At 73.9% G+C, this 11,864-nt stretch carries 8 protein-coding genes; 5 read left to right on the top strand and 3 right to left on the bottom strand.

All coding sequences use genetic code 11. The features are described 5' to 3' along the window. Nucleotides 1–15 precede the first annotated feature (15 nt). The 3 genes from IEY37_RS05915 to IEY37_RS05905 all read right to left on the bottom strand — a co-directional run bounded on the left by IEY37_RS05915 (nucleotide 16) and on the right by IEY37_RS05905 (nucleotide 5,289). Nucleotides 16–2,895: an aconitate hydratase gene (locus IEY37_RS05915; protein WP_188940567.1), complete on the bottom strand. Its 2,880-nt coding sequence runs from the start codon at nucleotides 2,893–2,895 to the stop codon at nucleotides 16–18. 268 nt (nucleotides 2,896–3,163) lie between these two features. Further along, nucleotides 3,164–4,729, bottom strand: a complete 1,566-nt coding sequence (locus IEY37_RS05910; protein WP_188940566.1) for a hypothetical protein — start codon at nucleotides 4,727–4,729, stop codon at nucleotides 3,164–3,166. Next, complete coding sequence (locus tag IEY37_RS05905) at nucleotides 4,726–5,289, bottom strand: hypothetical protein (RefSeq protein ID WP_188940565.1); 564 nt, start codon at nucleotides 5,287–5,289, stop codon at nucleotides 4,726–4,728. The genes IEY37_RS05910 and IEY37_RS05905 overlap by 4 nt, the downstream gene beginning before the upstream one ends. 365 nt (nucleotides 5,290–5,654) lie before the next feature. Here IEY37_RS05905 and IEY37_RS05900 point away from each other — a divergent pair, with 365 nt between their 5' ends. From IEY37_RS05900 to IEY37_RS05880, 5 genes are all read left to right on the top strand, one after another. Further along, nucleotides 5,655–7,856, top strand: coding sequence for an excalibur calcium-binding domain-containing protein (locus IEY37_RS05900; RefSeq protein ID WP_188940564.1), 2,202 nt, complete (start codon nucleotides 5,655–5,657; stop codon nucleotides 7,854–7,856). Between the two features lie 155 nt (nucleotides 7,857–8,011). After that, the gene (locus IEY37_RS05895) at nucleotides 8,012–8,677 is read left to right on the top strand and encodes an NTP transferase domain-containing protein (protein WP_229673968.1); all 666 of its coding nucleotides are present in this window, start codon (nucleotides 8,012–8,014) and stop codon (nucleotides 8,675–8,677) included. Between the two features lie 87 nt (nucleotides 8,678–8,764). After that, on the top strand, nucleotides 8,765–9,784 hold the full coding sequence (locus IEY37_RS05890; RefSeq protein WP_373298267.1) for an AAA family ATPase: 1,020 nt from the start codon (nucleotides 8,765–8,767) through the stop codon (nucleotides 9,782–9,784). Beyond that, nucleotides 9,784–10,878, top strand: a complete 1,095-nt coding sequence (locus tag IEY37_RS05885; protein WP_188940561.1) for a DUF58 domain-containing protein — start codon at nucleotides 9,784–9,786, stop codon at nucleotides 10,876–10,878. Before IEY37_RS05890 ends, IEY37_RS05885 begins: the two co-directional genes overlap by 1 nt. Further along, the gene (locus IEY37_RS05880) at nucleotides 10,875–11,837 is read left to right on the top strand and encodes a VWA domain-containing protein (protein WP_188940560.1); all 963 of its coding nucleotides are present in this window, start codon (nucleotides 10,875–10,877) and stop codon (nucleotides 11,835–11,837) included. Before IEY37_RS05885 ends, IEY37_RS05880 begins: the two co-directional genes overlap by 4 nt. The last annotated feature ends 27 nt before the right edge of the window (nucleotides 11,838–11,864 follow it).

Below are 11,864 nucleotides of genomic sequence, written 5' to 3'. Positions count from 1 at the left end.
GGCACCGACGGCCCGTCAGGACGCGCGGAGCAGGCTCCGCAGCACGTACTGCATGATCCCGCCGTGCCGGTAGTAGTCCGCCTCACCGGGCGTGTCGATGCGGACCACGGCGTCGAACTCGACGGCGCTGCCGTCGCCGCGCGTCGCGGCGACGTGCACGGTGCGCGGCGTGCGGCCCTCGTTCAGGTCGGTGATGCCGCTGATGGCGAAGGTCTCCGTGCCGTCCAGACGCAGGGACGCCGCCGTCTGCCCCTCCGGGAACTGCAGCGGGATGACGCCCATGCCGATGAGGTTGGAGCGGTGGATGCGCTCGAAGGACTCCGCGATGACCGCCCGGACCCCGAGCAGCGCGGTGCCCTTGGCGGCCCAGTCCCGCGACGAACCGGAGCCGTACTCCTTGCCGCCCAGCACCACCAGCGGGACGCCGGCCTCCGCGTAGTGCTGCGCCGCGTCGTAGATGAACGCCTGCGGGCCGCCGTCGACAGTGAAGTCCCGGGTGTACCCGCCCTGCACGCCGCCCTCGACGACGGCGTCGAGCAGCCGGTTCCGCAGCCGGATGTTGGCGAACGTGCCGCGGATCATCACCTCGTGGTTCCCGCGGCGGGAGCCGTAGGAGTTGAAGTCCTTGCGGGCGATGCCGTGCTCGGTCAGGTAGCGGCCGGCCGGGGTGTCGGCCTTGATCGACCCCGCGGGGGAGATGTGATCCGTGGTCACGCTGTCGCCGAGCAGCGCCAGCACCCGGGCGCCCGCGATGTCGGTGACCGGCGCGGGGGTGGCCGGCATGTCCGCGAAGTACGGGGGCTTGCGGACGTACGTGGACTCCGGGTCCCAGTTGAACGTCGCGCCCTCCGGCGTGGGCAGCGACTTCCACCGCTCGCCGCCGTCGAAGACGTCGGCGTAGTCCTTGGTGAACATCTCCTCGTTGATGGCCGCCGCGATGGTCTGCTCGATCTCGATCGGGGACGGCCAGATGTCGGTGAGGAAGACCGGCTCCCCGGACTCGGTGGTGCCCAGCGGCTGCGTCGCGAAGTCGAAGTCCATGGTGCCGGCCAGCGCGTAGGCGATCACCAGCGGCGGTGACGCCAGGTAGTTCATCTTGACGTCCGGGTTGATCCGGCCCTCGAAGTTCCGGTTGCCGGACAGCACCGACACCACGGCCAGGTCGCGTTCGTTGACCGCCGCCGAGATCTCGTCGGGCAGCGGGCCCGAGTTGCCGATGCAGGTGGTGCAGCCGTAGCCGACCAGGTGGTACCCGAGCTTCTCCAGGTACGGCCAGAGTCCGGCCTTCTCGTAGTAGTCCGTGACCACCTGCGACCCGGGCGCCATCGTGGTCTTGACCCACGGCTTGACGGTCAGGCCCTTCTCCACGGCCTTGCGGGCGAGCAGCGCCGCGCCGAGCATCACCGACGGGTTCGACGTGTTGGTGCAGGACGTGATGGCGGCGATGACGACGGCGCCGTGGTCGAGGTCGAACGTCCCGCGGTCGGGGGAGACCACGGTGACCGGGTCGCTGGGCCGGCCGGTGGAACCGTCCGCCGCGGAGTGGGCCGCGGTCACCGGCTGCGGCACCGACTCCTCGTCGTGCTGGCGGGCCGCCGCACCCGGCGTGAACGACGCCGGGTCGCTGGCCGGGAAGGTCTCCTCGACGGACTCGTCGATCCGGGTCTCGGGCGCCGGGGCCTTGGCCACGACGTAGTCCTGGACGGCCGTGCGGAAGGCCTGCTTGGCCACCGCCACCTCGATGCGGTCCTGCGGGCGCTTGGGGCCCGCGATGGACGGCACCACCGTCGACAGGTCCAGCTCGAGGTACTCGGAGTAGGCCGGCTCGTGGGCGGCGTCGTGCCACAGACCCTGGGTCCTGGCGTAGCTCTCCACCAGGTCGACCTGCTCGGCCGGGCGGCCGGTGAGCCGCAGGTAGTCCACGGTCTCCTGGTCGATCGGGAAGATGGCGGCGGTCGACCCGAACTCCGGGCTCATGTTGCCGATGGTGGCGCGGTTGGCCAGCGGGACCGCGCCGACGCCCTCGCCGTAGAACTCGACGAACTTGCCCACCACGCCGTGCTTGCGGAGCATCTCGGTGATGGTCAGCACCACGTCGGTGGCGGTGGTGCCGGCAGGGATCTCGCCGGTCAGCTTGAACCCGACCACCCGCGGGATGAGCATCGACACCGGCTGGCCCAGCATGGCCGCCTCGGCCTCGATGCCGCCGACGCCCCAGCCGAGCACGCCGATGCCGTTGACCATGGTGGTGTGCGAGTCGGTGCCGACGCAGGAATCCGGGTAGGCCAGGCCGCCGCGGGCCATGACGACACGGGCCAGGTGCTCGATGTTGACCTGGTGGACGATGCCCGTCCCGGGCGGCACGACCTTGAACTCGTCGAACGCCGTCTGGCCCCAGCGCAGAAACTGGTAGCGCTCGCGGTTGCGCTCGTACTCCAGCTCGACGTTGCGCTCGAACGCGTCGGCCCGGCCGAAGACGTCGGCGATGACCGAGTGGTCGATGACCATCTCGGCAGGTGCCAGGGGGTTGATCCGGTCCGGGTCGCCGCCCAGCTCGGCCATGGCCTCGCGCATGGTCGCCAGGTCGACGACGCACGGGACGCCGGTGAAGTCCTGCATGATCACCCGCGCCGGCGTGAACTGGATCTCGGTGTCCGGCTCGGCGTCCGGGTTCCAGTTGGCCAGCGCCAGGATGTGGTCGCGGGTGATGTTGGCGCCGTCCTCGGTGCGCAAGAGGTTCTCCAGCAGCACCTTCAGCGAGTACGGCAGCCGCGCGGCGGCTTCCAGCCCGGGAACGTCCTTGATCGAGTAGATCTCGTAGTCGCGGGCCGCGTCACCGGTCCCCACGGTCAGGGTCTGCTGGGCCTGGAAGCTGTTGAGGCTGGCTGCGGGCACGGGACTCTCCTTGCGCGACAGGGCGTATCGGCCGGTGCGTCGGCGCAGCGACCGCCTGCGGCGCCGGTTCCTGAGGGCTCCGACGGCCGCGTCGAGCAAAACAGTACGCGCGTCCTGTTTGACCGGCAACACGGGGGTCGGACCGAGGTGGGCCCCGACGCGCACCCGGCGCGCACCCGGACGCGCACGGCCCCGGACCCGCAGGTGCGGATCCGGGACCGTGCGAGGTCGCGGGCACCCGCCGCCTGGCTCCGGCGGCGGGTGCGGGCTACTTGACCATCGACAGGAAGTAGTCGATGTCGCCGGGCTCGAGGCCCTTGAGCAGCGACACGAACAGGTCGGAGTACGACCGCAGCGGGCTGGCGTACCACTGCCCGCCGCTCTGGGTCATCACCACGCCCAGTCCGAGCACCTGGCGGAACTCGCGCTTGGCGATCGCCACCGCCTGCGGGTCCAGCTTCCCGCGACCCAGCTGTCCGACCAGCTGATCGACCGTGGCTTCGGTGACCGTGACCGGCTTCTCGCCGTCGGCGGTGACCGTCAGGGAACCGGAGGCGGCGTCACGGGTCAGTACGACCCGCTTGCCCTTCATGGTGACGGTCAGCGATCCCAGCGAGACCTTCTTGCCGCCGGTGACGTCCGTGACGGTCCACCGGGCGTCGGAGAACTCGAGACCGGTGGCCTTCGGGCCCTTGTACTTGGCCGCACGCAGGATCAGCTGGCCGTAGTCGTGCAGGGCGCCCATCTCGTCGGGGGGCAGCAGGGCGATGGCCTTCGTCAGGTCGCCGGCACCGGCAGACGCCAGCAGAGCGTCCATGGTGGCCTCCGGTGAGGCGGCTCCGGTGGCCGGGATGGCGTCGGCCGCCGTCGGGTTGCCGACACCGGCATCCTGCGCCCAGTAGTCGGCCGCCGTGTAGAACAGGCTCGGGTACCACGTGCCGTTCCGCAGCACCGTGGCGACGCGGACGGGGTGGCCCTGCTTGCGGACCTGCTCGGCGATGTCGTAGGTCCGACTCCTGGGCGTCACCTGGGCGAGCTTGTCGCCGAGTGCGGATTTGATCTTGTCGGTCAACGGCAGCTTGGCCGGGTCGCTGGTCACGGTCACGGTGCCGCCGGTCAGCTTCACCACCGTGACATGGTCGTTGACCTTCTCGGACGGGTCGTAGGTCAGACCCGACACCGACACCGTGGTACCGGTCGCGTTGCCGGCACCGGCGTCCGCGGTGACCACGCCGAGCCGCTTGAGCTGCCCCAGCACGTCGCCGTCGAGGTCGGCGAACAACCGGGCCTCGGTCGGGTCCAGCTGGTCGGCGACCCCCATCGGGTCCTTCTGGGTCAGCGAGGTCAGCAGGTTGTTCACAGCGGCCTGCGGATCGGCGCCGCCGCCGGCCGCCTTGTCGGTGTCGCGGATGGCGAAGAAGTAGATGCCGGTCGCGGCCAGCAGCGCGACGACGACCGCCGCCACGCCGACCATCAGCGCGGTCCGCCGGCGCCCGGATCCCGAGGGCTCACCCTGCGGGGACTGTCCCGGGAAGCCCTGCTGGCCGTAGCCCTGCTGGCCGTAGCCCTGCTGGCCGTAACCCTGCTGGCCGTAACCCTGCTGGCCGTAACCCTGCTGGCCGTAGTCCCGCGGAGCGGCGTGCGACGCGTACGGGTCCGCGTACGGGTCTGCGTACGGGCCGGGCTGCCGGCCCGGGTCCTGACCCGGCGCCTGCCACGGGGCGGGTCCGCCACCGGCGGGCGCCTGGCCGTGCGGGTGGGCAGCCTGCCACTGCGGGGAGTTCGGTGCCTGCGGCGGCTGCCAGCCGCCGCCGGGGCCCTGGGGCTCGCTCATCGGTGAGGGGTACCTCTCTGTGTCGGGACTGCGGACGGCACGCCCGAGTCGTCCGGTGCGGGTGCGACGAACAGCGGGCGCGTTCGGTTCCCACCAATCGCCGGCCGGTGGGGGCGCAGGAGTGCGACCAGCGCCGCTCCTGCGACCGCGAGCACTGCGCCGACGAGCAGCACCGCGGGACCGGTCGGGTCGAGACGCACACCGACCACCTGCCGGCCGCCGAGGACGACCAGCGTCGTCGCGGCCAGCGCCGCGGTCGCCACTCCCAGGACCGCTGCCACGGCGGCGGCGGTGCCCCATCGGCCGAGCGCCACCAGGAGCACGGGTAGGACGCAGGCCGGCCCGAGGAAGGGCCAGACCTCGAGGACCGTCCGTGCCGCCCCGGCGCCGCCCAACCCCAGCCGCCCGGCCAGGCCGCCGACCTCGTAGCTGTTCCGAGCGACGGCGCCCGACACGGCCCAGGGCAGGAAGGAGGCGACGACGACCAGTGCCATGCCCAGGACGAGGGCGACGGCGCCGGTGACCCGGACGTCGGCGGTCCCCGGGCGGTGGTCGATCACCGGACCAGTGTCCAGGAAGGGTCCGACAGCAGGCGGGCCGATGCACAGGTCGGCGACGTCCGTACCCCGGAAGGGGACGGGCACGTCGACCGAGTGTCCATGCTGCGTCGCGCACCGTGGCAAAGGCGGCGGAGAAAGCGGACACAAGGGGACATGCCTCAAGCTCAACTGAAGATTCAACCGGACCATAGGGCTACTAATGTCCGTTTTGGTAAAGGTGAGGTTGAGGTGGCACTAGCGGTGATTGGGACCGAAGTGGCACAGTGCTACTGGCGTGTCGCATTGACAACACAGATGCGTCTGCTTCGTCCGATCGAGCAGTTCGACAGTGTTCGCCCGTGGTCGCCACGGAGAGGGAGCGTCCCGTGTCCTCTGGTCTACGTCCGGCCCCGGCCGCGCGGACCCGCCGCCGGCGGTCCTGCGCCCCGACGCCCGCCGCCGTCCTGCGGTCCGCCACCGTGTCCGCCCTGGCGCTCGCCCTGCTGCTCGGCACCCTGACCACGGCGACCGCCGTCCCGCCGCCCCCGCCGAATCCGTCCGACCAGGAGATCCAGGAGTCCCAGGACGCGGCGTCGTCGGCCGCTGCCCAGGTGGGTGTACTGGCCGGGCAGGTGAGCCGCACCCAGGGACAGATCGACCGGCTGCGCGACGACATGGAGCTCAAGGGCGAGCTGGTCAAGAAGGCGGTCATCGACGTCCAGCTGGCGCAGCAGGACGCCCGGACCGCACGCTCCGAGGCTGCCGGCGCCGCGTCGGCCGCCCAGGCGGCCGGTGGTGCGGTCGGCGCCGCCGAGCAGCGCGCCGCCGAGTTCGCCGCGGCCTCGCTGCGGCAGGGGTCCGTGCTCGGCTCGGTGACCGCTCTGCTGGACAGCGGCAACGCCACCGATCTGCTGGACCGTGAGCAGTTGCTCCGTCAGGTCTCCGCGGACCAGGTCGCGGTGCTGCAGCAGTTGCAGACCAGCCGGAACGCGAAGGCGAACCTGGACTCCGATGCCCGACTCGCGCAGGACCAGGCGCAGGCGGCGCAGCAGCGGGCCGAGATCGCGGCCGCGACCGCCGAGGCCGCGCAGCGCGACGCCCAGACCGCCTTCTCGCAGGGGCAGACGCAATTGCGTGCGTTGCAGGCGCAGCTGGACGAGCAGCAGACCGCGTACGGGGTCGCGTTGAGCCGGGTCGCCGGCCTGAAGAGCCAGCGCGAGCAGTACGAGACCTGGCTGGCTGAAAAGAAGGCCGAGGAGGAGCGGCTGCGGCGCGAGGCCGAGCAGCGGGCGCGCGAGGCGGCGGCCGCGGCGGCGGCCAAGGCCGCGGCGGAACGGGCGGAAGCCGCTCGGGTCGCCGCGCAACAGGCAGCCGCGGAGCGGGCGCAGGCTGCGGCGCTGGCCGCCGAGCGCGCGGCGGCGGCCAAGGCCAAGGCTCAGCAGGAGGCCGCGGCGAAGGCGGCGGCCCAGCGCACCGCGGCGGCGAAGGCGGCCGCGCAGCGCGCGGCCGCGGCGAAGGCGGCGGCCGACCGGGTCGCTGCGCAGCAGGCAGCGGCCGAGCGTGCCGCCGCCGAGCGCGCCGCTGCGACCAAGGCCGCGGCCGACCGGGCTGCCCTCGCGCGGAGCCAGGCCGCCAAGGCCGCCGCCGAGAAGGCGGCGTCCGCCAAGGCTGCGCAGCTCGACGCGGCGCGCAAGGCACAGGAGCGGCTGGCCGCACAGCAGGCCGCCAGGAACGCGGCCGACCGCTCGGTGTCCTACGCCGATTGCTCGGCGGTGGAAGCGGCGCACAAGGCTCCGCTGCTCAAGGGTCAGCCGGGATACCGGGCCGCGCTCGACCGCAACGGCAACGGCGTGGCCTGCGAGGTGCTCGGCGACTCCGCCGCGCAGAACGGCGGCAGCGCCGGCACCGGCGGGGCGCCGTCGGTCTACTACAGCAGCTGCGCCGATGCCGAGCTGTCCGGCGCGAGCCTGCCGATCCACAAGGGCGACCCCGGTTACCGCAGCGGGCTGGACAGCAACGGCAACGGCGTGGCGTGCGAGACGCTCGCCGCCGACACGGGCTCCGGATCGGGCTCCGGTCCGGCGCCGGCCGTCGTCGACGCCGGGGTCGCCGCCCCCCGGGACGACGCGGGGTCCAGCACTCCGGGTGCCTGGAGCGCGAGCAAGGGACAGCAGGCGGTCGCCGCCGCCGTCCGCTGGGTGGGGACGCCGTACTCGTGGGGCGGCGGCAACTCCAGCGGTCCGACGACGGGCATCTGCGGACCGAACGGGGCCGAGAACGACTGCAACATCGTGGGCTTCGACTGCTCGGGGCTGACGGCGTACGGCTGGGCGCAGGCCGGCGTCTCGATCCCGAGCTACTCGGTGTACCAGTACACGCTCGGCCAGCACGTCTCGATCGACGACCTGATGCCCGGCGACCTCCTCTTCTACGCCAACGACACCTCCGACCCGAGCACGATCCATCACGTGACGATGTACATGGGCAACGGCCAGATGGTCGAGGCGCCGTACTCGGGCGCGTACGTGCACGTGACCTCGGCGGAGTTCGGCAACGGGTTCATCGGGGCCACCCGGCCCGGCACCTGAGCCGGCGCGCTGTGTCGCCGCGGGAGCGGCCGGTACCGGCGCCGGGGAAGCGGCCGGTACCGGCGCCGGGGCGGCCGCAGCCCGTGCCGGGGACGGCGCTCCCGGCACCGCAGGCGGCCCGTGCGCCGGCCGGGCAGCAGCGCCCGGACGCGGCCGTGGTGCTCGCCGGCGGCGCGGGGCGGCGCTTGGGCGGCGTCGACAAGCCCGCCCTGCGCCACGCCGACCGGAGCCTGCTCGACGTCGCGCTGGCCGCGGTGGCCGGGGCGCGGGTGGTCGTGGTCGGCCCGGAGCGGGCCGGCCTGGCCCCGGGCGTCCGGTCCGTGCGCGAGCAGCCGCCCGGGGGAGGACCGGCCGCCGGGATCGCCGCGGGTGTCCGCGCGCTGGCGCCGGGGCCGGAGGCGGTCGTGGCGGTGCTGGCCGCCGACCAACCCGGGGTCTCCGCGGGCGTCGTCGCAGCCCTCGTCGCCGCGCTGCGGTCGGCCGCACCGGCGGCGGCCGGCGCCCGGGCCGCCGGTCCCGACGGTCGGGGGCAGCAGCTGCTGTCGGTGTGGCGGGCAGGTGACCTCGCGGCAGCCGTCGGCCGGCGGGTGGACTGGACCGGGCGGTCCGTCCGGGAGCTGCTGGCCGGCCTGCCGGCCGTCGACGTCCCTGTCCCGGCCGGCGCCGTGGCCGACATCGACACGCCGGACGACCTCGAGCGGTGGCGGCGGCCCGCTGCCGACAGCACGCCGGGAGCCGCGGGCGCCGGGACCGCCGACCGGAGCGGGACGGATGCGGCGGGGGACGGAGCCGGGCCGGGCCCGCTCGGCGCCGGTCCATGATGGGATGACGACGCCCCGGGGCAGGTGAAGGGAGAACCGGTGACGGCCGAGACGACGCAGGGCCCCCCGCAGCCCGGAAGGCAGCAGGTGGGCGGGCCGCCGCCCGGTGCGGTCCGGCCGGGTCCGGGCCACGACGCCGCGCTGCTCGAGCGGACGGTGTTCGAGGTCAAGCGGGTGATCGTCGGCCAGGACCGGCTGGTGGAGCGGATGCTCGTCGGGCTGCTCGCCCGGGGACACCTGTTGATCGAGGGTGTTCCGGGCGTCGCCAAGACGCTGGCCGTCGAGACGTTCGCCCGGGTCGTCGGCGGGACGTTCTCGCGCATCCAGTTCACCCCCGACCTGGTCCCCGCCGACCTGCTGGGCACCCGCATCTACCGGGCCGGCCGCGAGGAGTTCGAGACCGAGCTCGGGCCGGTGGTGGCCAACTTCGTGCTCACCGACGAGATCAACCGCGCGCCGGCGAAGGTGCAGTCGGCGCTCCTCGAGGTCATGGCGGAGAGGCACGTCTCGATCGGCGGCCGGACCTTCCCGATGCCCGACCCGTTCCTGGTGCTCGCCACGCAGAACCCGATCGAGAACGAGGGCGTGTACCCGCTGCCCGAGGCGCAGCGGGACCGCTTCCTGTTCAAGCTCCTGGTCGGTTATCCCGAGCCGGAGGAGGAACGGGAGATCGTCTACCGGATGGGTGTGACGCCACCGGTGGCCCAGCAGGCGCTCGAGATCGCCGAGCTGCGCCGCCTGCAGCAGGTGGCGTCCACGGTGTTCGTGCACCACGCACTCGTCGACTACGTGGTCCGGCTGGTGTACGCCTCGCGGACCCCGCGCGAGCACGGCCTGGCGGAGGTGGCGTCCTGGCTGTCGTACGGCGCGTCCCCGCGGGCCACGCTCGGGATCATCGCCGCGGCCCGGGCGCTGGCGCTGGTTCGCGGCCGGGACTTCGTCGTCCCGCAGGACGTCGTCGACGTCGCCCCGGACGTGCTGCGCCACCGGCTGGTGCTGTCCTACGACGCGCTCGCCGACGGCGTGCCGGTCGACACCATCCTCACCGCGCTGCTGCGGGCCGTGCCGCTGCCACAGGTCAGCCCGTACACGCACGGCGCGGCCTGATGCCGCTGCGCCGGGGCGGCCGGCGGGCGGACCGGTTGGACGCCGCCGGCCTGTCCGGCGCCGCCGGTCCGGTGCCGGCGCTGCCGCCGAGCACCGCCGACCCGGCCCGGCTCGACGCCGCACTGACCACGCTCGAGCTGTCCGTCCGCAGGCGGCTCGACGGGCTGCTGCAGGGCAACCACCTCGGCCTGGTGCCAGGCCCCGGCACGGAGCCGGGCGACGCCCGGCCGTACCACCCCGGTGACGACGTCCGCCGCATGGACTGGTCGGTCACCGCCCGCACCACCGAGGCGCACATCCGGCAGACGGTCGCCGACCGCGAGCTGGAGACCTGGGTGGTGGCCGACCTGTCGGCGTCGCTGGACTTCGGCACCACCGGCTGCGAGAAGCGGGACCTGGTGGTCGCCGCGACGGCCGCCGTCGGCCACCTGACCCGGGGCGGCGGCAACCGGCTCGGTGCCGTGGTGGCGTCCGGGCCGGAGCCGGTGCGCTACCCGGCGCGGGGCGGGCAGGCCCACCTGCAGCACCTGCTGCGCGCGCTGGCGACCACGCCGCGGGCGCCGGCCGGGCAGCGGGGCGACCTCGCGGGGGCGATCGAGCAGCTCCGCCGGCCGCCGCGGCGCCGCGGCCTGGCCGTCGTCGTCTCCGACTTCCTCGGGGACATCCCGCCGGACACCGGCGTGCCGGCGTGGGAGCGGGCGCTGCGCGGCGTCGGCGCCCGGCACGACCTGCTGGCCGTGGAGGTGCTCGACCCGCGGGACCTCGAGCTGCCCGCCGTCGGCCTGGCCACCCTGGTGGATCCGGAGACCGGCCGCACCAGGGAGGTGGCCACCACGCCGGCCCTGCGCCGTGCATTCGCCGCGAAGGCGGCCGAGCACCGTGAGCTGGTCGCGCGGGCGCTGCGCCGCTCGGGTGCCGCGCAGCTGACGCTGCGCACCGACCGGGACTGGATCGCCGACGTGCTGCGGTTCGTGCTCGGCCGCAAGCGCGGCTGGTCCGGCGGCGGGGGTACCGGCGCCGGCTCGCCAGGGGTGGGCGCCGGCGGCCCGGGCGCGGGCTCCCGGCCGGCCGTCACGCCGGGGGTCGCCCGGTGACCTTCGCCCACCCCGCGTGGTTCGCGGTCGGTCTCGGCGTGCTGGGTCTGGTCGCCGGATACGTTCTGGCGCAGGTGCGCACCCGCCGGCACACGCTGCGCTTCGCCAACCTCGAGCTGCTCGAGACGGTGGCGCCGCGGCGCCCCGGCCCTCTCCGGCACGTGCCCACCGCCGTGCTGCTGGTCGGGTTGGTGCTGCTCACGGTGGCACTGGCCGGGCCGACGGCCGACGCCAAGGTGCCCCGCAACCGCGCCACGGTCATGCTCGCCATCGACGTCTCGCTGTCCATGGAGGCCACCGACGTCGCCCCGAACCGGCTCGACGCCGCCAAAGAGGCGGCCAGCCAGTTCGTCCGCGAGCTCACGCCCGGCATCAACCTGGGCCTGGTGTCCTTCGCCGGCATCGCGACCGTGCTGGTGCCACCCACCACCGACCGCGCCCCGGTGGTGTCCGCGATCCAGGCGCTCAAGCTGGACGAGCGGACGGCCACCGGCGAGGCCGTCATCTCCTGCCTGCAGACCATCGACCTGTTCTCCAAGACCGTCGCCACCTCGGACGGGTCCGCCACCCCGCCGCCGGCGCGGATCGTGATGATGACCGACGGCAAGCGGACGGTCGGTCGCACCGAGCAGGAGGCCGCCCAGCAGGCCGCGGCGGCCAGGATCCCCATCTCGATGATCGCCTTCGGCACCGACCACGGGACCATCGAGACCGACGGCTCGGTGATCCCGGTCCCGCTGGACACCTCCGCCATGAAGCTGATCGCCAGCGTCTCCGGCGGCGACTTCCACACCGCGGCCTCGGCCGAGGAGCTCAAGTCGGTCTACTCCCAGCTGGGGGAGCAGATCGGCTACGAGACCAAGCAGCAGGACGTGTCCCGGCCCTGGGTGATCGCCGGCACGCTCGCCGTCCTGCTCGGCGCGGCCGGGGCCCTGGCCGTCGGCGGGCGCATCCCCTGACCGATAGGGTCGGTCGCGGTCGGGACC

Origin of the sequence: Nakamurella endophytica, from assembly GCF_014646215.1 — a bacterium.
Taxonomy (GTDB): domain Bacteria; phylum Actinomycetota; class Actinomycetes; order Mycobacteriales; family Nakamurellaceae; genus Nakamurella; species Nakamurella endophytica.
The sequence above is the reverse complement of the archived record's forward strand: the minus strand, read 5'-3'. Positions and strand labels throughout refer to the sequence as shown.

Excerpts from the sequence above, each read along its gene's own strand:
- IEY37_RS05910 (WP_188940566.1), bottom strand. The coding sequence starts at position 4,729 with ATGAGCGAGCCCCAGGGCCCCGGCGGCGGCTGGCAGCCGCCGCAGGCA.
- IEY37_RS05885 (WP_188940561.1), top strand. The coding sequence starts at position 9,784 with ATGCCGCTGCGCCGGGGCGGCCGGCGGGCGGACCGGTTGGACGCCGCC.